Origin of the sequence: Halopseudomonas aestusnigri (genome assembly GCF_002197985.1) — a bacterium.
In the GTDB taxonomy this organism is placed as follows: Bacteria; Pseudomonadota; Gammaproteobacteria; order Pseudomonadales; family Pseudomonadaceae; genus Halopseudomonas; species Halopseudomonas aestusnigri.
On record NZ_NBYK01000011.1, the window covers coordinates 56,275 to 78,732 of the forward strand.

A 22,458-nucleotide genomic window follows, 5' to 3' on the forward strand; every position below is an offset into this window, starting at 1 on the left:
TGGGGGCGAATTATAGGCTCTTTTCCTGCATCGTCAAATATTTTCTTTTGAATTCAAAAGCTAACGTCTGACAAAGCCTGCAATTCATAAAATGGCGGAGAGGGCGGGATTCGAACCCGCGATACCCTTTTGAGGTATACTCCCTTAGCAGGGGAGCGCCTTCGGCCTCTCGGCCACCTCTCCGAACACGCGGGGAATATTACCCGCGCGATTTTATTATTGCAACGAAAAACTCAATAAAATTAGTTATTTGGTTCTTCGTCCTTTTCTTTCTGGATGCGCTGGTAAATTTCCTCGCGGTGAACCGCGACTTCTTTGGGCGCATTGACGCCGATACGTACCTGGTTGCCTTTGACACCCAGAACAGTCACGGTCACTTCATCCCCTACCATCAGGGTCTCACCGACCCGTCGAGTCAGAATCAGCATTCCATTTCTCCTTGCTAATGATCAGGACACAGCTCTGCAAAAAACCGGCTAAGAGCCTGACGCAACCCGGACAGCAGGCAACGCAGGCGGACACGGCAGCCAGAGACCGTGCCCTTGCAGCGGGCCGTATCAGGCAGCCCGCCTATCCTCGGCAATACCTGTCAGGCATCACTGGAGGCAGGAGCATCCAGCCCGAACGCGGTATGCAGCGAACGAACTGCCAGCTCAAGATACTTCTCATCAATAACGACCGAGACCTTGATCTCGGAGGTCGAAATCATCTGGATGTTGATCCCTTCCTTGGCCAGCGCCTCAAACATGCTGCTGGCGACACCCGCGTGCGAGCGCATGCCGACACCCACGATGGAGACCTTGGCGATCTTGTCATCCGCCGCCACTTCACGTGCGCCGATCTCAGCCGCCACCTGCTTAAGGATAGCTTCTGCCTTACGGAACTCATTGCGATGTACGGTAAACGTAAAGTCCGTGGTGTTATCCATCGACACGTTCTGCACGATCATGTCGACTTCGATATTAGCTGCGCTAACCGGACCGAGGATCTTGAACGCGACGCCGGGAGTGTCCGGCACGCCGCGAATGGTCAGCTTGGCTTCGTCACGATTGAACGCAATACCGGAGATGACGGGTTGTTCCATTGATACGTTGTCCTCAAGGGTAATAAGGGTGCCAGGGCCTTCTTTAAAACTGTGCAGCACTCGAAGCGGCACTGCGTACTTGCCGGCGAACTCGACCGAACGAATCTGCAAAACCTTCGATCCGAGGCTGGCCATTTCCAGCATTTCTTCAAAGGTAATGCGATCCAGACGCCGGGCGCACTCTACGACCCGCGGATCGGTAGTGTAGACACCATCTACATCAGTATAGATCTGACACTCATCGGCCTTGAGCGCAGCCGCCAGGGCAACCCCGGTCGTATCGGACCCGCCACGCCCCAATGTGGTAATCGCACCAGTCTCATCTGCACCCTGGAAACCGGCAACGATGACAACGCGACCTGCAGCCAACTCGGCACGCATGCGTGCATCATCAATCTGCTGGATGCGCGCCTTGCCGTGTGCACTGTCTGTCAGGATGCGCACCTGCGGGCCAGTCATTGAGACCGCCTCGACACCGATCGCCTTCAGCGCCATGGCCAACAGGCCAATGGTGACCTGCTCACCGGTGGACACGATCACGTCCATCTCGCGCGGATCCGGATCAGCCTGAATCTGTTTGGCCAGATCGATCAAACGATTGGTTTCACCGCTCATGGCGGATACCACCACAACCAGATCGTCGCCACGCTCCTTGAAGCCCTTGATTTTCTCGGCGACCTGCTGGATTCGCTCCACGCTGCCGACCGAGGTACCACCAAACTTCTGGACAATAAGCGCCATTTTGCTACGTCTATCCTCACCCAGAGGCCGGTTCCCCGACCATTGCACCAGCGCTCAGCCGAGCGCTGCCCTTATTGCTGCCCGACCCAGCTGACGGCGTCGACGAGGGCCTGATCCAGCGCTGCGACATCGGTGCCACCGCCCTGTGCCATGTCCGGACGCCCACCGCCCTTGCCGCCGACCGCCTGCGCCGTGGTACGAATCCAGTCACCCGCCTTGAGCTGGCTAGCCAGATCCTTGGTTACACCGGCAACCAGTACGACCTTGCCGTCGCTCTCGCCGCCCAGCAGGATCGCCGCCGAACCGAGCTTGTTCTTCAGCTGATCCACCAGTGCCATCAGACCCTTACCGTCCTGACCGTCAACCCGCTGAACCAGCACCGTGCGACCGCCAATCTGTTGCGCTGCTGCTGCCAGATCCGAGCCCGCGGCGCTGGCAGCCTTGGCCTTGAGCTGATCAACTTCCTTTTCCAGCTGGCGACTGCGCTCTACCAGCGCCGCCAGCTTATCGAGCATATTGTCGCGACTGCCCTTCACGGTAGCAGCTGCTTCGCGCAACCGCTCCTCGGTGTCGGCAATCCAGGCCAGCGCACCGGCGCCAGTCACCGCTTCAATGCGGCGCACGCCAGAGGCAATACCGCTTTCTGCGGTGATCTTGAACAGACCGATATCACCCGTGCGCGATACGTGAGTGCCACCACACAGCTCGACGGAGAAGCCGTTACCCATGGTCAGTACACGCACCTGGTCACCATACTTCTCGCCAAACAGAGCCATCGCGCCCTTGTTTTTGGCCGACTCAATATCAGTGACCTCCACACCAACGACGGAGTTCAGGCGAATCTGCTCGTTGACCCGGTCTTCCAGAGCGCGCAGCTGCTCGGGCTTGATCGCTTCATAGTGACTGAAGTCGAAGCGCAGGCGCTGACTGTCGACCAGCGACCCTTTCTGCTGAACGTGATCACCCAGCACCTCGCGCAGCGCAGCATGCAGCAGGTGAGTTGCCGAGTGATTCAGCGCGGTGGCCTGACGCACGCCGGCGTCGACCGTGGCTTGCACCTCTTCGCCGTCACGCAGAGTGCCTTGCTGAACGATGACATGGTGCAGATGGGCATTACCCGCCTTGGTGGTATCTGACACTTCGGCGCGCAGGCCGGAGGCCGACAGATAACCGGTGTCACCAACCTGGCCACCGGATTCGGCGTAGAACGGGGTCTGATTCAGCACGACCACACCGTTATCGCCTTCGTTCAGCACCTCGACCGGCTCACCGTCACGGAACAGCGCAACGACTGTACCCTGCCCGTCGGTACCTTCGTAGCCCTGGAAACGGGTTTCGATATCCACCTTGACCAGGGCGTTGTAATCCAGCCCGAACTGACTGGCGGAACGCGCGCGCTCGCGCTGCGCTTCCATCGCTGCCTCAAAGCCAGCCTCATCGATGGTCAGATCGCGCTCACGGGCGATATCACCGGTCAGGTCAACCGGAAAGCCGTAGGTGTCGTACAGTTTGAACACAACATCGCCAGGGATTTCGCTGCCTTTCAGCTCGGCCAGATCCTGCTCGAGGATGCGCAGGCCCTGATCCAGAGTCTTGGCGAACTGTTCCTCCTCGGTCTTGAGCACCCGTTCGATATGCGCCTGCTGGGTCTTGAGCTCAGGGAAAGCCTCACCCATCTCGGCAACCAGCGCCGCAACGATCTTGTGGAAGAACACGCCCTTGGCGCCCAGCTTGTTGCCGTGACGGCAGGCGCGACGGATGATGCGGCGCAGCACATAGCCACGACCTTCGTTGGACGGCAGTACGCCGTCGGCAATCAAAAAGCTGCAGGAACGAATATGGTCTGCCACTACTTTCAGTGACGCGGCATTATCCTGCGGGCAGCCGATAGCTTCGGCAGCAGCAGCCAGCAGGTTCTGGAACAGATCAATCTCGTAGTTGGCATGCACGTGCTGCATGACCGCGCTGATACGCTCCAGCCCCATGCCGGTGTCAACGCTCGGCGCCGGCAGCGGATGCAACTCACCGTCGGCGGTGCGATTGAACTGCATGAAGACGTTGTTCCAGATTTCGATATAACGGTCACCGTCCTCTTCCGGCGAGCCCGGCGGGCCACCCCAGATATCGGCGCCATGGTCGTAGAAAATCTCTGTGCAGGGACCGCAGGGTCCGGTATCACCCATCGCCCAGAAGTTGTCGGACGCATAGGGCGCGCCCTTGTTGTCACCAATACGCACCATGCGCTCGGCCGGCACGCCAACTTCCTTTGTCCAGATATCGTAGGCTTCGTCATCGCTGGCGTAGACCGTGACCCAGAGCTTTTCCTGGGGCAGGTTCAGCCACTTGTCCGAGGTCAGAAACTCCCAGGCGTAATGAATGGCGTCACGCTTGAAGTAATCGCCAAAGCTGAAGTTACCGAGCATCTCAAAGAACGTGTGGTGACGCGCGGTATAGCCGACGTTCTCCAGGTCATTGTGCTTGCCGCCTGCACGCACACACTTCTGGCTGCTCGTGGCGCGGGTGTAGGCGCGCTTCTCAAGCCCGAGGAAGCAGTCCTTGAACTGATTCATGCCGGCGTTAGTGAACAGCAGCGTGGGATCGTTTGCCGGGATCAGCGAGCTGGAGGCAACGCGGGTGTGGCCCTTTTCTTCAAAGAAACGGAGGAAGGATTCACGGATGTCTGCGCTTTTCATAATTCCCTTACCAGAGACGGGTCGGCCAGCTGAACGTCGGAAGCATGTCGCGATCTGCGCCGCGTGGAGAGGTTGCCCCGAAAAGAGCGCGCAATCTGGCAAAGAGCCGCATTATATAGGCATCAGAGCGCACTATGCATTAACTGCTCCGTTGATATTCACTATGGCAACCATAGATTTTGACCCGCCGCAGAGCCAGCCAGTTCAACAACGGAGCGTGACGGGTAAGCCGGCGCCAGCTCAGCCTGTCAGCGAAACCGCTCTGACCAGCGTGCCTGCACGCAGTTTGAGTCGCTCTGCGGACTCGGCAGCAACCACCAGCGTTCCGGCTGCTACCCTGGCTGGCGCGGAAATCATGCGGCAGTTTTCCCGGCCGCGATTGGAAACAAGATAGGGTTGCGCCTCATCTCCCGGCGTACCGATCGCCAACAGCAGAGTGCGGCTGTCACGGATCGCACGAATCTGGCCGCGCTGTGCTTCCAGCGTAGCGCCACCGTCAAAAATGTCGATGTAGCCCTGATAGCGCATGCCCTCTTCTTCCAGCACCAGCCGACCAGCCTCCGAATCAGGATGCACCTGGCCAATCGCATCACGGGCAGCCTGACTGAGAAAGCAGGCGTAGAGCGGAAACTTGGGCATCATTTCAGCAATAAACGCCTTGTTGCCGATACCGGTCAGGTAGTCGGCACGGGCAAAATCCATCCGGAAGAAATGCTGCCCCAGGCTGTCCCAGAAGGGTGATCGCTCATCGGCGTCGGAAACGCCGCGCATCTCGACTACCACGCGCTCGGAGAACTCCTGTGGTGCATCTGCCATAAACATGAAGCGCGCTTTGGATAACAGCCGCGGGAAGTCACCGCAGCGAAATTCCGGCACCAGAAAGTAAGAGCACAGCGCAGTCGCGCCGGTCAGGTCATTGACCAGGAACAGCGTCGGATGCTGCCGATACACACCCAACTCGCTGCTGGCTGCGACAGTCAACCCCATCCGGTAGCTGTACCAAGGCTCACGCAGACCGGCCGCGCCCAGCATGCCACTGGAGCCGACAATACGGCCGTCCGGGCCTTCCATGACCAGCAGATAATCGGCATCAGCCTGCATCGCGGCACCGGCGAAACTGCGCTCGATCTGAAGCAGCCGCTCATGCAGCTTTTCTTCGCTGGCAGGCAGAGAGGTCAGGCCGCCTCCAGCACTGGTTGCCAGCGCTACAAGGCCTTCAAGATCCTGCTGACAGGCTGCTCTTACCAGCATTTCAACCTCCCCTGACCAGGCGCAGCTGATCGCCAGCGGCCACCTTGAGTGCCTGCGCCGTCAATGCAGACAGAACAACCGGCGCGCCCGGCTGCCAATCCATATGCAGGGCGCAGGCACGAAAATCACCTACTCTGGTATTGGCAACCAGCCACAAGGTGTCGCCTTCTTGCGGCTCACCAAGCTCAACGACCGCCAGCTCGCTGTGACGCACGGTCTTGAGCAATGCCGTCTTTGCATGAACCACGGGGCCGCCATCGAAGATGTCAACGTAGTTGTCGGTCTCGAAACCTTCGTCCATGAGGATGTCGAACACATCCTGAACGGATGGATTCACCTGCCCTATCACTTCCTGCGCCTCGTCCGACAGCATGGGCACATAGATCGGATAGCCCGGCATCAGCTCCGCCAGATAACCCCGCCCGCGCTCGCTGCCGATGCGCTCGGCCTCGGTATAGCTGACAGCAAAGAAGTGGCGGCCGACAGCGTCCCAGAACGGCGCGTGCCCCTGCTCATCACTGATACCAACCACCTCTACCGAGGTCGACTCGGCAAACCGTTGCGGATGACTGGCCATAAACAGCAGGCGCCCGCGCGCATTGAGCTCCATCACGTCGGGCTGATGGTATTCGTCAGACAGGTGATACCCCACCAGCAGGCTGTGACCGGTCAGGTCATGGCAGAGCGACAAAACATGGATGCGGTTGTGCAGCCCCAGCTCGCGCGAGGCATGCACAAACATTTCGTTGCGAAAGGTATAAAACGGTGACCGGAAGCCGGACGCGGCAATAATGCCGCTGCACCCGGCCAACACACCGGTTTCGGTGTCTTCAAGCACGAAGAAGTAGCGCTCCTCGCCGCTGAAGACAACCCCCTCGGCCATGGATGCTTCGGATGCGCCAAGGATTTCCGCCAGTCGCTCGCGACTGGCCGGCAGCGCGCTTACCCCAACCGGGCTGGCCGCCGCCAGGCGTTCAATCTGAGGCAGGTCCGCAGCCCTGCCCAAGCGCAGCATCAGCATCCACTTACCTCCCGAGGTCTAGCCGACCATCCGCCGCAGAGCAGCACGCAAGCGCGCCATGCCTTCGGCCATATCCACTTCGTCGATGATCAGGCTCGGCGCCAGACGCACCACATCCGGGCCAGCCTGCAGCACCAGCACGCCTTCTTCCTGCGCCAGCGCCTGAACATCCTTGGCCCGCCCCTTGAAGCCGTCGCTCATCACCGCACCGAGCAGCAGACCACTGCCACGCACCGACGAAAACACGCCAAATTCACGCCCCATTGCTTCAAGCTCGCCACGCAGGCGCTCATGACGCTGCTGGACCCCATCAAGCACCTCAGGGGTGTTGACGATATCGAGCACCCGCTCAGCAACCGCGCAGGCCAGCGGGTTACCGCCATAGGTGCTGCCATGGGTACCGACCGCAAAGTGCTCGGCAATCGCCGAGGTGGTCAGCATCGCCGAAATCGGGAAGCCGCCGCCGAGACTCTTGGCACTGGTCAAAATGTCGGGCACCACGCCGCTGTGCATGTAGGCAAACAGCTTGCCGGTCCGCCCCATGCCGCTCTGCACCTCATCAAACACCAGCAGCGCGTTGTGCTTGTCACACAGTGCGCGCACGGCCTGCAGATACTCGGCACTGGCCGGAATCACACCGCCCTCGCCCTGCACCGGCTCAAGGACCACGGCGCAGGTCGCATCAGACATGGCGGCTTCCAGCGCCGCAATGTCCTGATACGGCACATGGATGATGCCACCCATCGCCGGGCCGAAGCCTTCGGAGTACTTGGGCTGGCCACCGACGCTGACGGTAAACAGCGAGCGACCATGGAAACTGTTGGTACAGGCGATAATCTGATGCTTCTGCGCCCCGCCGGTATTGTGCCCCCAGCGACGCGCCAGCTTGAACGCGGCCTCGTTGGCCTCGGCACCCGAGTTGGCGAAGAACACCCGCTCGGCAAACGTCGCCTGCACCAGCTTGTCAGCCAGGCGCAGCGCCGGCTCATTGGTCATGATATTGGAGACGTGCCACAGCTTGTGCGCCTGCTCGGTCAGAGCCTCGATCATCGCCGGGTGCGCGTGCCCCAGCGCGTTGACCGCGATGCCACCGGCCAGGTCGACGTATTCTCGGTCCTGCTGATCCCACAGGCGCGAGCCCGCGCCGCGAACCGGAACCATATTCACCGGTGCGTAATTGGGAACCATCACCCGATCAAAATCGGACCGACCGACCGTTGCTGACACTGTCATCTCCTTTCTCTTCAATGGCGCCCCAACCGGGTGCGCATAAATATGAATCCGCCGGCGGCGAACTCAGTTGTCTTTGGCTGTACCCTCAGCGGCCTGCTGCGCGCGCCGCTGGTTGCGATCTTCCCGCGGTGTGACGCCGAAACAATTACGATAGGCACTGGAAAAATGCGGCCCGGACGAAAAGCCGCAGGACAACCCTATCTGAATGATGGATTTGCTGGTCTGCAGCAACATCTGACGCGCCCGGTTCAGGCGCAGCTCAAGGTAATACTGCGACGGTACGCTATTAAGATACTGCTTGAAAATTCGCTCCAGCTGGCGGCGTGATACGCAGACGTGACGCGCAATCTCGTCGGTCGTGAGCGGCTCCTCAATATTCGATTCCATCAGGATCACGGCTTGCGTCAGCTTCGGATGGCTGCTGCCCAGCCTATTGCGCAGCGGCATGCGCTGACGCTCGCTGCCATCGCGCATCCGCTCGATTACCAGGTCCTCCGCAATCAGCGCTGCCAGATCCTGCCCCTGCTCCTGCGCGACAATGGCCAACAGAAGATCGGTGCTGGCCTGCCCGCCGCTGCTGGAGCACACCTGAGCGTCACGCGTAAACAACTGGGTGACTGCCTCAACCGCGGGGAAACGCTCACGAAACTCGTCAACCATTCGCCAATGAACCGCGCATTGCCCGCCGTCGAGCAACCCGCAGGCGGCAAGCGCCGCAACACCGCCCTCCAGACCGCCGATAAGCACACCCTCGGACTGCCATTGCTGCAGCCGTGACGCCAGCCAGTCGGGCAACTGATCGGACGCCGACAGATGTTCAGCCACCAGCCACAGCTGGGCGAAGCCGGGTGCACACTGGTCAAGGGGAGAGGGCTGGAGCAGCAGACCATCTGCAGCGCGCATTGACTGTTCATCCAGCGTGCAGCATTCAATCTGGTAGCACAGTTCCTCAGCCATACGATTGGCCGACAGCAGGACCGACAGTGCCGGCATCAGACAGCCGGGGTGGGTGCCGGGCAGGAGCACGAAGACAACCCGGCGCAGCTCAGTGGCCATGATTACCCATCTCGTGCAGCAGCTCGCTCAGAAGCGTCACCGGACGTATTCCGTCTCAACATTAAAACCCGCATTGTGCCACAAGGGCTTGTGCCGCACACCGTAACAGTAGCGTTAAATCTGCAACAAAAAAGGCGCCTGTCCCGAAGGGCAGGCGCCTTTTCCCGCAGGGCCGCTTGCGCGGCCACGCAGATCAGCCGCGATAGGCTTCGAACAGGCCGGTTGCACCCATGCCACCGCCAACACACATGGTGACGACGCCATAGCGCTTGCCGCGACGCTGCAGTTCGCGAACCAGATGGCCGACCTGACGGGAGCCGGTCATGCCGAACGGGTGGCCGATGGAGATGGAGCCGCCGTTGACGTTGTACTTCTCGTTGTCGATCTTCAGGAAGTCACGGGCGTACAGGCACTGGGAAGCGAAGGCTTCGTTCAGCTCCCACAGATCGATATCGTCAACAGTCAGGCCACGGGCTTTCAGCAGCTTGGGTACCGAGTAGACCGGGCCGATGCCCATTTCGTCAGGCTCGCAACCGGCAACGGTGAAGCCACGGAAGTAAGCCAGCGGCTTCAGGCCCAGTTCGAGCGCCTTGTCCAGGCTCATGACCAGCGTCATGGATGCACCGTCGGACAGCTGCGAAGCGTTACCGGCAGTCACGGAACCGTCTTCGGCGAAGACCGGCTTCAGGCTGTTCAGGCCTTCGATGGTCGTGTCCGGGCGATTGCACTCGTCGGCATCAACAACGCCATCAACGATGCTGATTTCACCGGTGGCCTTGTCCTGAACCTGATATTTGACCGCCATAGGTACGATTTCGTCGTCGAACAGACCTTCAGCCTGGGCACGGGCAGTACGCTGCTGGCTCTGCAGAGCGTAGGCGTCCTGCTGCTCGCGGGTCACGTTGTAGCGGCGCGCAACGATCTCGGCGGTCTGACCCATCGGGTAGTAGATGCCCGGGAAGTCTTTTTCCAGAATCGGGTTCACGAAGTGATCGGTATTGCGGCTCTTGGCGGTCAGGGTGATGGACTCAACACCACCGGCAACGATGGCATCGGAGCAGCCCGATGCGACCTGGTTGGCCGCAATGGCGATAGCCTGCAGGCCGGAAGAGCAATAGCGGTTCAGGGTCATACCGGCAACGTCGATACCCATCTTGGACAGAACAGCGACGTTACGACCGATGTTGTGGCCCTGAGCACCTTCGTTGGAGCCTGCACCAACAATGCAGTCATCGATCATCTTCGGATCAACACCAGTGCGCTCCAGCAGGGCATTGACACAGTGGGCAGCCATGTCATCCGGGCGGGTCATGTTGAATTTGCCACGGAAGGACTTGGCCAGGCCAGTTCGTACACTGTCGACGATTACGACTTCACGCATTGCGATACCCTCATTTCTTGCCGATGGATTGGGACGACCCAGCCGTCCGGAGGACGACAAGAATAAAGGCGTCACGACGCAGGGTAAACACAATAGGCAGGCGTGATAAAACGCTATTTGGCAGCGAACACCCGTCAGCAGCCGGCGATCAGACGCCATACTGCTGACAGATGCCACATTGCAGGGCGCGAATCAGCCGGCTTGCAGGCGCTTGGCAGCGAGGCGGAACATCTCGTCGTAGATCACCTGCGGGTTGGCGCGCTTCTGCTCCAGCGCCAGGCGACCACGCTCATGCGGCAGGATCATGAACTGATCCGCCTCACTTTCACGGTAGGTAATGTCAGCCACCTCGGCCGCGCTGATCGGCGAGTTCTGCAGCAGCTTGGCCATATCGTCGCGCGCCTTGCTGTCGGGCCCGTGATAGGACTCCAGCAGATTGGTCTGGAAAAATGACGGACACACTACGCTGACCTTGATACCCAGCGGGTGCAACTCGGCCAGCAGGCTCTCCGACAGCGCCACAACGCCGGCCTTGGCGACGTTGTAATTACTCATACCCGGCGTCTGAATGTGCGCTGCCATTGAGGCGATATTGATGATCCGACCGTGACCCTGCTTCATGAAAATCGGCATGAATGCCTTGCAGCCCTTGACCACGCCCATCAGGTTGATGCAGATCTGCGAATCCCAGTCCTCCAGCGACAGGTCCCAGAACATGCCGCCAGACGCAATGCCAGCGTTGTTGATCAGGACATCAACACCCTGCATGCGCTCTTCGCAGCTTTGCTCCAGCGCAGCCAGCTGACTGAAATCACGCACATCGCAGCGCTGGGTGAATGCCCAGCCGCCGGCAGCCGTTGCCATTCGCCGCGTTTCTTCCAGCCCGGCGTCATTGATATCGGCGAGGGCCAGACGTGCCCCCTCACGCGCGTAGCGCAGCGCCAGTTCGCGACCCAGGCCACTGCCTGCCCCGGTAATCACGACCCGCTGTCCTGTTGTTTGCATGTGTTCCCCTTATCTGTCACCAGACAGTGCTGATACGACTGTTCTTGTTGTTTTGTTACGGACTGTAAGTCTGTAGCTCGCAGTCTAGCGAGCGCACGGGGCTAGCGCGGCAAATAACACGGATAATAAAAGTCGTGAATGGACAGCTCTAGGGAAGCGTTGATCCGTCGCGCCGGCTTTACTGGCGATCGCGGTAATTGCGCTGGTAGCGTTGTTCGCCCATTGCGCTGATCTGACCGTCGATCAGCGCCTCGAACGGCGCGAGCAGCCGATCGCGCTCAAATCCGGGGTGCAGCAGCGACAACGCCTCGGCGCCGGCCTCGATGGTGGACAGCGCATCGGCATGGGGTACCTTGCGCAGGCGATATCGGCTGCTCAGACCTGAAGCAAGCCTGACCTGCGGCAGCGATTGCAGAATCGGATTGAGATACAGCAACTTGCGCGCCTTGCGCCAGGTGCCGTCGAGCAGGATCAGGCGCCGCGGGCGCGTGTCGCAAGCAACACCCAGTTCACGGGCATCCGGACCGGGAAACAGCAATTCATTGCGCCAGCCGGAATCACTCAGACGCCTGACCCAATCGGGATGATCCGCCAGTGACTCGGTGACCAGCAAGTGAGCATTAACCAGACCTGCAACCAGCAGGCGGGCGGTATTGAGGGCGTGGGAGGCTTCATCCGGATGCTGAATCACCAGCAACTGAGTATCGGGCCACAGCCTGGGAATCAGGTGACACAGACAGTGGCTGAGCGGACGCGCACAGGCCTTACAGCGCGGACGAGAACCTTGGGGCATCACGGGCTACCAGCATTACACGGCAGTCCATTATGCCCCAGTCAACAACACCAGGCAGATCACTGGTTTTTCTTTTTGTGCGCATCGCGCCAGATGAACAGACCAACACCGCCCAGAAAGGCAACCATCAGACCGACAGTAATCACACCAGCAATGACCGCTTCATCAATGTACATAAGGCACCTCCTGCGTTTTCAATGACTGCAGGTTAAGCCTTACGACATGCGGGGTTATTGACACGGATCAATGGCAGGTGTTGCCACACTAACGCGATTTCTTTCCTTTCTTGCGCTTCTTGCCACCGGCCTTGCCAGACGGCAGCGGCAGCGCCCGGGAGAACGCATCACGCATAGCCTCCAGGCGAGCATCGTGGATATCGTGAATGCGTTGACGACGCGCCTCGGCAAAGTCGATTACAGCAGGGGTGTCATGTTTATCTGTCATCGCTTGACCTTCACGGACGATGTTGAGAGCCATCAGACTAGCATCGCCTCAGACTTCGATGTCAACCAGCAACCCCTTCTTTGGCAGGTCCAGCTCGCGTTCCTCCGGCGGCTGCTCCTGCAGGGTATGCACGCGACGGCGGCGACGGCGGCGGTCCGGCCAGCGCCCCTTGTCCTGGCGACGACGCTCAACCTGCTCAGTTGTGGCGTCGTGCACGGGCTCGGTGGCCGCGGACGGCTTGACCTCTGTTTTGGCCCTGAACGCATCATTTTGCGCTCCTGCAGGCGGCAAACCCGGAATCAGCATGATTGTTGAACCTCATCGCCCGGACGCCGGATTTCCAGCGTCAACACACACCACGTCTACAATGGTTATCGACTGTTAGACCAATAGGTTTACCTCTGTACTGTGTCATTGCGCACAAAACTGAGCAATTTTTAATCAATGCAAGATGTTCAGACCGACCTGATCGGCGCAACACCGCGGTTTCGGGTACCCGGACGATCGGGTAAGATATGCGCCCTTTTTTGCACCACCAGGAGAGCGGCATGACAGGTTTTACCCCCGGACAACGCTGGGTCAGCGACAGCGAATCGGAACTGGGTCTCGGTACGGTACTGTCGCAGGACGCCCGCCTGGTAGTCATGCTCTTCCCCGCCAGCGGCGAAACCCGCCACTACGCGCTGCGCAACGCGCCGCTTACCCGCGTGCGTTTCAGTCCGGGCGACAGCATTACCCACCACGAAGGCTGGAGCATGATCGTCAGCGACGTGGTCGAAGAGGATGGTCTGCTGGCGTACGCCGGCCTGCGGGACGACGGCACCCCGGCCGCCTTTGCCGAAACCATGCTGGACAATTTCATTCAGTTCCGGCTGGCCAGCGATCGTCTGTTCGCCAGCCAGATCGACCCCCTGCCCTGGTTCAGCCTGCGCTTTGAAAGCCTGCGCCATTTCTGCCGCATCCAGCGCTCGCCGCTGCTTGGCCTGGCCGGAGTGCGCACCCAACCGATCGGCCATCAGCTGCATATCGCCCGCGACGTTGCCGACCGCATGGCCCCACGCGTGCTGCTGGCTGACGAAGTGGGTCTGGGCAAAACCATCGAAGCCGGCCTGATCCTGCATCGCCAGCTGCAGACCGGCCGCATCCGTCGCGTGCTGATCGTCGTGCCCGAGAACCTGCAGCATCAATGGCTGGTCGAGATGCGCCGTCGCTTCAATCTCGAGTTCGCCCTGTTCAATGCCGACCGCTGCAACGGTGCCGAAAACAACCCGTTCGAAGAGGCCCAGCTGGCATTGGTCGCGCTGGAGTTCCTGCTGGAAAACGACAAGGCACGGGACTACCTGGACCAGTCCGACTGGGACATGCTCATTGTCGATGAAGCGCATCACCTGGTCTGGCACGAAGAGCAGCCAAGCGAAGAGTACACACTGATTGAAGGCCTTGCCCGGCGCACACCGGCGGTACTGTTGCTGACAGCGACCCCGGAACAACTGGGCCAGGCCAGTCACTTTGCCCGTCTGCGCCTGCTTGACCCGGACCGCTTCCACAGCCTGGAAGAGTTCATCAGGGAAACCGAGCGGTACCAGCCGGTCGCCGAAGCGGTACAGCACCTGCTCGAGCAGGACAGCCTAAGCGCAGAGGACAGTGCTGCCATCACCGGTTGGCTGGGTGACAGCGCCACCAGCCTGCTGAATAGCGTGAACAGCGATAGCGCTGACGCCGCGGCTGCCCGCGAGAGCCTGATCCGCCAGCTGCTGGACCGCCACGGCACAGGCCGCGTTCTCTATCGCAATACCCGCGCCGCAATCGCCGGCTTTCCGGAGCGCGAGCTGCACGCCTACCCGCTGCCCTGCCCCGAGCAATATCAGGACCTAGAAGGCCAGGCTGCCCTGTATCCGGAACAGACGATGCAGGCAGATCGGGACGCCGACGCCCCCTGGTGGCAGGCCGACCCACGGGTCGAATGGCTGATCGACACCCTCAAGCTGCTCAAGCGCACCAAGATTCTGGTCATCTGTGCCCACGCCGAAACAGCACTCGATCTGGAGGACGCCCTGCGCGTGCGCAGCGGGATTCCGGCCTCCGTTTTCCATGAAGGCATGAGCATCATCGAGCGCGATCGTGCGGCGGCCTTCTTCGCCGACGAGGAGTTTGGTGCCCAGGTGCTGATCTGCTCGGAAATCGGCAGCGAGGGCCGCAACTTCCAGTTTGCCCACCATCTGGTCATGTTTGATCTGCCAAGCCATCCGGACCTGCTCGAGCAGCGCATCGGCCGTCTCGACCGTATCGGCCAGCAGCACACCATCCAGCTGCATGTGCCCTATCTTGAAGGGACCGCCCAGGCGCATCTGGTCGAGTGGTACGACAGCGCGCTGAACGCCTTCCGTGCTACCTGCCCGACCGGCAATGCCCTGCAGCACCAGTTTGGCAGCGAGCTGCTGCAGCACCTGGACCATCCGCACCAGGACGGCTGGGAAAGCCTGATCGAACGTGCCCGCACGCAGCGTCTGGCGCTGGAAGAGGAGATGCACAACGGCCGTGACCGGCTGCTGGAACTGCATTCGCGCGGCCACAAGGACTCCGAACAGATGCTGGAGACCATCGCCCGTCAGGACAGTGACTTCCAGCTGCCTATCTACATGGAACGCCTGTTCGATGTATTCGGCGTCGACAGCGAGGATCATTCCGACAACGCACTGATTCTGCGCCCGGGCGAACGCATGCTGGATGCCGGCTTCCCGCTGGGTAACGACGAAGGCGTGACCATCACCTATGATCGCGACACGGCCCTGTCACGCGAAGACATGCAGTTTCTCACCTGGGAACACCCGATGCTGCAGGGCGGCATGGATCTGGTGCTGTCCGGCAGCATGGGCAACAGTGCCGTCGGCTTGCTGAAGAACAAGGCCCTCAAACCCGGCACCATGCTGCTGGAGTGTATCTACGTCTGCGAGGCGGTGGCCCCGCGCGCGCTGCAGCTGCAGCGTGTACTGCCGCCCACGCCGATCCGCTGCCTGCTGGATATCAACGGTAACAACCTGGCAGCCAAGGTCAGCTTTGACACGCTGGATTCGCAGGTCGAATCAGTGCCGCGGCAGCTGGCTGTGAAGATCGCCAAAACCCAGCGCGAGCCTATCGAGAAGGTGCTGGGCAAAGGGGAGCAGGCAGCAGCCGCGCAGCACCAGCAACTGGTTGAAGCCGCACGACAGCAGCTGGGCAACGAGCTGCGCGAAGAGATTGAGCGGCTGAAGGCCCTGCAGCAGGTCAACCCGCTGGTCCGCGATGAAGAAATCGAGGCGCTGGAGCAACGCCTGCGTGAGGGTGACCACCTGCTGCAACAGGCCAAACTGCGGCTCGATGCGATTCGCGTACTGGTGGCTGGCTAAGGGCGGATCCGGCTGGTGCCGAAGCCGCTCAGGAAGCGTTCGGCACCAGACAGAGCAGCCCCAAAAAGCGCTGCAGGGCATCGCGCTGGGCCATCGCATCACGCCGGCCCAGCTCTATCAGCTCGCGGGTGTAATCCGCCTCAAACAGCAGATAGCTGACCACGCTGCCGCCTGATGCCCGGGTTGCACCGCTGCCGCGCAGGAAGGTCCGCAAGGAGCGAGGCAGCAGCTTGCGGTGTCTGGCCGCGATCACATCCAGCGGTTCGCTCGGCGAAATGATCTGTACCTCAACCTGACGTACCCCCCTGCCCGACTGCCGTGCAGCGCTTGGCAGGTAACCGGCAAGCCGATTCATCCGGTCCAGCAGCTCGACATCCGCTTCAAGATTATCGACAAAGGTACTGTTCAGCAGATGCCCGCCGATCTGCGCCAGCGTTGGCGGCGCAGCAGCCCGCAGGCGCGGCCCGCGTCGCCCGCCTGGAGGATCGGCCAGATTGTCCGACACGCCGATCACCAAAACCTTGTTGGCACCCAGATGCAGCGCCGGGCTGATGGGCGCCTGCTGGCGCACAGCCCCATCGCCGAACCACTCGCGGTTGAGCAGAACCGGGGGAAATACCAGCGGAATGGCCGACGACGCCATCAGGTGTTCCAGCCCCAGCCGCGTCTGCACACCTACCCGCCGGTGCCGCGACCAGGGCGCGATCCGTTCGCGACCCTGATAGAAATTGACCGACTCGGCCGACTGATAGCCAAATGCACTGACCGATACCGCCTGCAGCAGGCCGGCCTGCAGCGCCTCATCAATCCGGCCAAAGTGCAGGGTGCGCTGCAGCAGAGCGCGCAACGGCGTGTTATCCAGCAGGGCCGTCGGCTGCCTGCCTGGAAACCCCAGCAGGTTGGCCTTGAGCCAGCGCCAGGCCTGAGCAGTAACGCCCGGCCAGTCTGTCCGGTACACCTGGTCACAGTGAAAACCGGACCAGACCGCATCCAGACGATTCACCCCTTCGGCAAAATGCTGCGCATGGGTCGCCAGCGCCAGCGCGTTGATTGCGCCCGCAGACGTGCCGCAGATGACCGGAAAGGGGTTCGCCGCGCCCTCCGGCAACAGCTCGGCGATGACCGACAGCACGCCGACCTGATAGGCCGCACGGGCACCGCCTCCAGACAGGATCAGCCCGGCGCAATCACTGCCGATACGCGGAGTCATCAGCTGCGCCGTGCCCGGCGCTTGCGCCGACGCCGCTTGGCATACGGCCGACTTTGCCCTTCAGGCCGCGTCTTGAAGCGGCGATGCACCCACATGTATTGCTCAGGCTGCTCACGCACAGCCTGTTCAACCCACTGATTGATGCGCAGCGCGTCCGCGGTCTCGCTTTCGCCGGGAAAATCAGTCAGCGGCGGATGCACGGTCAGCCGGTAGCCCTGTCCGTTTGGCAGCCGGGTCTGGGTAAAGGGCACCACCAGCGCCTTGCCCAGACGAGCAAAGGTACTGGTGGCGGTAACGGTCGCCGCTTCAACCCCGAATAACGGCACAAAGACACTGGCCTTACGGCCGTAGTCCTGGTCCGGCGCATACCAGATTGCCCGGCCGGTGCGCAGCGAACGCATCATGCTGCGCACGTCCTCGCGCTCCACTGCCTTGGCATCTAGATTGTGACGCTCGCGGCCCCGACGCTGCACAAAATCAAAGGCCGCGTTGCGATGCTCACGGTACATGCCATCGATGGTTACCGCCTGCCCCAGCAGGGCAGCACCGATCTCCAGAGTGGTGAAGTGCAGCGACATCAGGACCACACCCTTGCCCTGGGCTGCAGCATTGGTCAAATGCTCAAGTCCCTCGATATGCGCCAGACCAGCCAGCCGCTTGCGCGGCCACCACCAGGCCATGGCCATTTCAAACAGGGCGATGCCGTTGGAGGCAAAGTTCTCGCGCAACAGGCGCTCACGCGCAATCTCCGACATCTCGGGAAAGCACAGCGCCAGGTTGGTACGGGCGACCTCACGGCGCTCGCCCATGAGATGGAACATGCCCCACCCTACAACCCGCCCAAGAGCCAGCAGCCAGCGGTACGGCAACTGGATCACCAGCCACAGCAGTCCCAGCCCAAGCCAGAGTAACCAGTAACGCGGATGCAGCAATGCTGCAGAAAAGCCCGGCCTTTCCATCAACGGATCCATTCAACGAAAACCCACATTCTATGACCTGTAGCCGCCTGATCGCCAGCCGCGATGCCCGAACGACGCCAAAGCCCCGCCAGTCAGACCGAAGCCGGCTTGCGATCAACCGGCTGTATCTATATAAGGAAGCGCAGAACAGCGGGTACGCCCGCGGCCGCTCCGAGCGCCGGGGCGCGCCCCAATTTGCAAACTGGATTGATCATGACTGCTGATACTACCCTCGACCTGCTCGACAACGACCCGGTATTCCACCTCAAGGGCGGCATGCTGACGATGACGCTGGTCGAGCTGATTCGCCTGGCACCGGACCAGTTCGCCCGGCAGCTGGCTGAAAAGGTCGAGCAGGCGCCCAATTTCTTCGTCGACACCCCGGTGGTGATTGCCCTCGACAAACTGAACGAGCCGCTGACCGACCTTACCTTGCGCCACCTGTTGAACCTCTGCCGTGACCACGGCCTGCAGCCGGTTGCCCTGCGCGGCGGCGAGGCGTTCCGCGAGCTGGCTCAGGGCGCCAATATGGTACTGCTGCCCCCCGGCCGTCAGCGCGAGCGCAGCCTGGATCTGCCTGAACCGCCCCCCAAACCGGCACCGGCACCGGCCGTCGAAATCCCGCCACCACCGGCCGCCATCGCTGGCAAAATCATCACCGATCCGGTCCGCGGTGGCCAGCAGGTGTATGCCCGCGGCGGCGACCTGATCGTCATGGCCCCGGTGAGCGCCGGTGCCGAGCTGCTCGCCGACGGCCATATCCACGTCTACGGGCCGCTACGCGGGCGCGCCCTTGCCGGTGTGCAGGGCAACCAGGAGGCGCGTATTTTCTGTCAGAGCCTGGAAGCCGAGCTGGTTTCCATTGCCGGGCAGTACAAGGTGGCCGAAGATCTGCGCAAGCAACAATGGAAGCAGGCCGTGCAGATCAGCCTGGAGGGTGACAGCTTGAAGATCAGCGGGCTTTAACCGATACTGTCGAGCCATTCGGGGGCCCTCTTTCTCTGGTCTGTGACCGAGTTCCGCCGTAGCCATATTCCTTATCACCGCACCGGGAACCAATTGAGTCCGGTGCGCTCCACTATCCAGACAATTTCGACAGGAAGGTCATTTTGGCAAAAGTCATCGTTGTCACATCAGGCAAAGGCGGGGTGGGCAAAACGACCACCAGTGCCGCCATCGGTACCGGACTGGCACTGCGCGGTTTCAAGACCGTCATCGTCGACTTCGACGTGGGCCTGCGTAATCTGGATCTGATCATGGGCTGCGAACGCCGCGTGGTCTACGACTTCGTAAACCTGATCAATGGCGATTCCAATCTGAATCAGACCCTGATCAAGGACAAGCGCTCCGACAACCTGTTCATCCTGCCGGCGTCCCAGACCCGCGACAAGGACGCCCTGACCGTCGAAGGCGTGGAGCGTGTTCTGAACGAGCTGAAGGAAACCTTCGACTACATCGTCTGCGACTCCCCGGCCGGCATCGAGAAAGGTGCTCACCTGGCCATGTATTTCGCCGACGAGGCCGTTGTGGTCACCAACCCGGAAGTCTCCTCCGTGCGCGACTCCGACCGCATGCTGGGTCTGCTCTCGAGCAAATCCCGCCGCGCCGAGAACGGCGAGAAGATCAAGGAAAACCTGCTGCTGACCCGCTACAACCCCGAGCGTGTTGAAAACGGCGAAATGCTGTCAGTGTCAGACGTGGAAGACATTCTCTCCATCCCGCTGCTGGGCGTTATCCCCGAGTCACAGGCCGTTCTCAAGGCCTCGAACCAGGGTATTCCGGTGATCATGGACGAGAAAAGCGATGCCGGTCAGGCCTACAGTGACGCCGTCGAGCGCCTGCTGGGCAAGGATATTCCGCACCGGTTCCTGGAAGCACAGAAGAAGGGCCTGCTGCAGCGCCTGTTCGGAGGGCGTTAATGAGCATTTTCGATTATTTCCGCGATCGCAAGAAGTCGACGCCCGCGTCGATTGCCAAGGAGCGCCTGCAGATCATCGTCGCCCACGAGCGTGGCCAGCGTAATCAGCCGGACTACCTGCCGCAGCTGCAGCAAGAAATCATCGATGTCATCAGCAAGTACGTTCCTATCGATCGCGAACAGGTACACGTCGCGCTGGACAATCAGGATGATTGCTCGATTCTTGAACTCAACATCACCCTGCCCGAACGCCCTTGAGCAAGTCGGTGCCGCCCGTCCGGGCGGCGCCGCGGATTTCCCATGCCCCTGACCCATATCGGCATCATTCATCAGGATCCGACCTTCCTGATCGTCGACAAGCCGACCCTGTTGCTGTCTGTCCCCGGCCGCGCCGAGGACAACAAGGACTGCCTGATCACCCGCCTGCAGGATAACGGCTACCCCGAAGCCCGCATCGTTCATCGACTGGACTGGGAAACCTCCGGCCTGCTGGTAATCGCCCGCAACCCCGACGCCCATCGCGAACTGTCTCGCCAGTTCCATGACCGCGAGACCGAGAAGGCCTATATCGCCCTGTGCTGGGGCCAGCCCGAAGGCGACGCGGGACATATCGACCTGCCGCTGCGCTATGATCCACCCAATAAACCGCGGCACATCGTTGACCACGAACTGGGCAAGCACGCACAGACGTTCTGGCGGGTGCTCGAGCGCCATCAGGACTACTGCCGGGTGGAGCTGACCCCCATTACCGGCCGCTCGCACCAGCTGCGCGTGCACATGCTGGCCATCGGGCATCCACTGCTGGGTGACCGCCTGTACGCCGAGGGAGCCGCACTCGACGCCTGCCCGCGTCTGGCACTGCACGCCGCGAGACTGACCATCAGCCATCCGGAAACCGGCGAGCGCATGGCATTCGAGAGCCCCTGCCCGTTCTGAACACGGGCCTGAATTCAACCTTGCAGGAGACCGTCATGCAGGACCAACAGCTTCAGGATCTGGCCGACTTCATCGCCAGTTCACCCACCCCCTTCCATGCTACCACCACCCTGCGCGAACGCCTGATCGCAGCCGGATTTGAAGCACTGAACGAGCGTGAAGACTGGCAGTTGAAAGCGGGTGGGCGCTATCTGGTCAGCCGCAACGACTCCTCGATCATTGCCTTTCAGCTGGGTGCCGAGGGCGCGTTGGCAAGTCGCGGCCTGCGGCTGATCGGGGCGCACACCGACAGCCCGTGCCTGCGGGTCAAGCCGCAGCCGGAAAAAGACCAGCAAGGCCTCTGGCAACTGGGCGTGGAGATTTACGGCGGCGCCCTGCTTGCGCCCTGGTTCGACCGCGACCTGTCGCTGGCCGGCCGCGTGACCTTCCGTCGCGCCGATGGTGCGCTGGAAAGTCGGCTGATCGATTTTCAACGACCAATCGCGGTCATTCCCAACCTGGCGATTCACCTCAATCGTGGCGTCAACGACGGTCAGGCGATCAACCCGCAAACCGACATGCCGCCATTGCTGGCACACAGCCTGGAGGCCGGCCGTGACCTGCGCGCCCTGCTGGCGGCCCAACTGCAACAACAGCACCCGGATTGCACCGACGTTGCCGTGCTGGACTACGAGCTGAGCTTCTACGACACCCAGCCGCCGGCACAGATTGGCCTTGAGGGTGATTTTTTCAGCGCCGCCCGTCTGGACAACCTGCTGTCCTGTCACGCCGGCCTGCAGGCATTGCTGAACAGCGATGGCGAGCAACCGTGCCTGCTGGTCTGCACCGACCACGAGGAAATCGGCTCAGCCTCCTGCTGCGGCGCCGACGGCCCCTTCCTTGAGGACGTGCTGCGCCGCCTGGTGCCGGACGACGCCGAACGGATTCAGCTGATCCAGCGCTCGCTGCTGGTCTCAGCCGACAACGCCCACGCCGTGCACCCGAACTTCGCCATGAAGCATGACGAAAACCATGGCCCCAAACTCAACGCCGGCCCGGTCATCAAGATCAACAGCAACCAGCGCTACGCCACCAACAGCGAAACCGCTGCGTTCTTCCGCCACCTTTGCGCCAGTGCAGACGTCCCGGTCCAGGCCTTCGTAGTGCGCAGTGACATGGGCTGCGGCAGCACCATCGGCCCAATCACCGCGAGCCGTCTGGGCGTGCGCACTGTCGACATCGGCGCGCCGACCTTTGCCATGCACTCGATCCGCGAACTGGCCGGCAGCCGCGACCCGGGCTATCTGATTACCGTGCTGACCGCGTTCTACAACAGCGCACAGCTGATCTGAGCGCCGCCCTTGGCGG

At 61.3% G+C, this 22,458-nt stretch carries 21 protein-coding genes and 1 tRNA gene; 6 read left to right on the forward strand and 16 right to left on the reverse strand.

Features of this window, described 5'->3' with window-relative positions; translation table 11 throughout:
- Nucleotides 1-92: 92 nt before the first annotated feature.
- The 14 genes from B7O88_RS14010 to B7O88_RS14070 form a co-directional block, all read right to left on the reverse strand.
- A tRNA-Ser gene (locus B7O88_RS14010) sits at nt 93-183 on the reverse strand.
- Nucleotides 184-242: 59 nt separating this feature from the next.
- The gene (gene csrA, locus B7O88_RS14015) at nt 243-428 is read right to left on the reverse strand and encodes a carbon storage regulator CsrA (protein WP_083724804.1); all 186 of its coding nucleotides are present in this window, start codon (nt 426-428) and stop codon (nt 243-245) included.
- A gap of 161 nt (nt 429-589) precedes the next feature.
- A complete protein-coding gene (locus tag B7O88_RS14020) occupies nt 590-1,825 on the reverse strand; it encodes an aspartate kinase (RefSeq protein WP_088276726.1) in 1,236 nt (411 codons plus the stop codon).
- Nucleotides 1,826-1,896: 71 nt separating this feature from the next.
- Nucleotides 1,897-4,518: an alanine--tRNA ligase gene (alaS, locus tag B7O88_RS14025; protein WP_088276728.1), complete on the reverse strand. Its 2,622-nt coding sequence runs from the start codon at nt 4,516-4,518 to the stop codon at nt 1,897-1,899.
- A gap of 240 nt (nt 4,519-4,758) precedes the next feature.
- Complete coding sequence (gene astA / locus B7O88_RS14030; protein ID WP_088276731.1) at nt 4,759-5,769, reverse strand: arginine N-succinyltransferase; 1,011 nt, start codon at nt 5,767-5,769, stop codon at nt 4,759-4,761.
- A 1-nt stretch (nt 5,770) separates the two neighbouring features.
- Nucleotides 5,771-6,790, reverse strand: coding sequence for an arginine N-succinyltransferase (locus tag B7O88_RS14035; RefSeq protein ID WP_088276733.1), 1,020 nt, complete (start codon nt 6,788-6,790; stop codon nt 5,771-5,773).
- Between the two features lie 18 nt (nt 6,791-6,808).
- Nucleotides 6,809-8,017 carry an aspartate aminotransferase family protein gene (locus tag B7O88_RS14040; RefSeq protein ID WP_412779078.1) on the reverse strand — a complete coding sequence of 403 codons (1,209 nt, stop codon included), beginning with the start codon at nt 8,015-8,017 and terminating at the stop codon, nt 6,809-6,811.
- 69 nt (nt 8,018-8,086) lie between these two features.
- Nucleotides 8,087-9,079 carry a GlxA family transcriptional regulator gene (locus tag B7O88_RS14045; protein ID WP_088276737.1) on the reverse strand — a complete coding sequence of 331 codons (993 nt, stop codon included), beginning with the start codon at nt 9,077-9,079 and terminating at the stop codon, nt 8,087-8,089.
- Nucleotides 9,080-9,272: 193 nt separating this feature from the next.
- Nucleotides 9,273-10,460, reverse strand: a complete 1,188-nt coding sequence (locus tag B7O88_RS14050) for a thiolase family protein (RefSeq protein ID WP_088276739.1) — start codon at nt 10,458-10,460, stop codon at nt 9,273-9,275.
- Nucleotides 10,461-10,652: 192 nt separating this feature from the next.
- Entirely contained in the window at nt 10,653-11,465 is an 813-nt protein-coding gene (locus B7O88_RS14055; RefSeq protein WP_088276741.1) for an SDR family oxidoreductase, read from the reverse strand.
- A gap of 178 nt (nt 11,466-11,643) precedes the next feature.
- Complete coding sequence (locus tag B7O88_RS14060; RefSeq protein WP_088276743.1) at nt 11,644-12,258, reverse strand: tRNA-uridine aminocarboxypropyltransferase; 615 nt, start codon at nt 12,256-12,258, stop codon at nt 11,644-11,646.
- Nucleotides 12,259-12,317: 59 nt separating this feature from the next.
- Nucleotides 12,318-12,434: a cytochrome c oxidase subunit CcoM gene (gene ccoM / locus B7O88_RS18295; RefSeq protein ID WP_276527219.1), complete on the reverse strand. Its 117-nt coding sequence runs from the start codon at nt 12,432-12,434 to the stop codon at nt 12,318-12,320.
- An 88-nt stretch (nt 12,435-12,522) separates the two neighbouring features.
- The gene (locus B7O88_RS14065) at nt 12,523-12,702 is read right to left on the reverse strand and encodes a hypothetical protein (protein WP_088276834.1); all 180 of its coding nucleotides are present in this window, start codon (nt 12,700-12,702) and stop codon (nt 12,523-12,525) included.
- Between the two features lie 48 nt (nt 12,703-12,750).
- Nucleotides 12,751-12,918, reverse strand: a complete 168-nt coding sequence (locus B7O88_RS14070; protein WP_172409676.1) for a hypothetical protein — start codon at nt 12,916-12,918, stop codon at nt 12,751-12,753.
- A 332-nt stretch (nt 12,919-13,250) separates the two neighbouring features.
- Here B7O88_RS14070 and rapA point away from each other — a divergent pair, with 332 nt between their 5' ends.
- Nucleotides 13,251-16,088 (forward strand): RNA polymerase-associated protein RapA, encoded by a 2,838-nt coding sequence (gene rapA / locus B7O88_RS14075; RefSeq protein ID WP_088276747.1) that lies wholly within the window; start codon nt 13,251-13,253, stop codon nt 16,086-16,088.
- 28 nt (nt 16,089-16,116) lie between these two features.
- Here rapA and B7O88_RS14080 read toward each other — a convergent pair whose 3' ends face one another.
- Entirely contained in the window at nt 16,117-17,298 is a 1,182-nt protein-coding gene (locus tag B7O88_RS14080) for a patatin-like phospholipase family protein (RefSeq protein ID WP_088276749.1), read from the reverse strand.
- Nucleotides 17,298-18,257, reverse strand: coding sequence for a lipid A biosynthesis lauroyl acyltransferase (locus tag B7O88_RS14085; protein ID WP_088276751.1), 960 nt, complete (start codon nt 18,255-18,257; stop codon nt 17,298-17,300). The genes B7O88_RS14080 and B7O88_RS14085 overlap by 1 nt, the downstream gene beginning before the upstream one ends.
- A 213-nt stretch (nt 18,258-18,470) precedes the next feature.
- Between B7O88_RS14085 and minC the strand changes: the two genes are divergently transcribed.
- From minC to B7O88_RS14110, 5 genes are all read left to right on the forward strand, one after another.
- Nucleotides 18,471-19,223 (forward strand): septum site-determining protein MinC, encoded by a 753-nt coding sequence (gene minC / locus B7O88_RS14090; RefSeq protein ID WP_088276753.1) that lies wholly within the window; start codon nt 18,471-18,473, stop codon nt 19,221-19,223.
- A gap of 143 nt (nt 19,224-19,366) precedes the next feature.
- A complete protein-coding gene (gene minD, locus B7O88_RS14095; RefSeq protein ID WP_088276755.1) occupies nt 19,367-20,176 on the forward strand; it encodes a septum site-determining protein MinD in 810 nt (269 codons plus the stop codon).
- Complete coding sequence (minE, locus tag B7O88_RS14100; protein WP_088276757.1) at nt 20,176-20,433, forward strand: cell division topological specificity factor MinE; 258 nt, start codon at nt 20,176-20,178, stop codon at nt 20,431-20,433. Before minD ends, minE begins: the two co-directional genes overlap by 1 nt.
- Nucleotides 20,434-20,475: 42 nt before the next feature.
- Nucleotides 20,476-21,111: an RluA family pseudouridine synthase gene (locus tag B7O88_RS14105; protein WP_088276759.1), complete on the forward strand. Its 636-nt coding sequence runs from the start codon at nt 20,476-20,478 to the stop codon at nt 21,109-21,111.
- Nucleotides 21,112-21,146: 35 nt separating this feature from the next.
- Nucleotides 21,147-22,442, forward strand: coding sequence for a M18 family aminopeptidase (locus tag B7O88_RS14110; protein ID WP_088276761.1), 1,296 nt, complete (start codon nt 21,147-21,149; stop codon nt 22,440-22,442).
- Nucleotides 22,443-22,458: the final 16 nt, after the last annotated feature.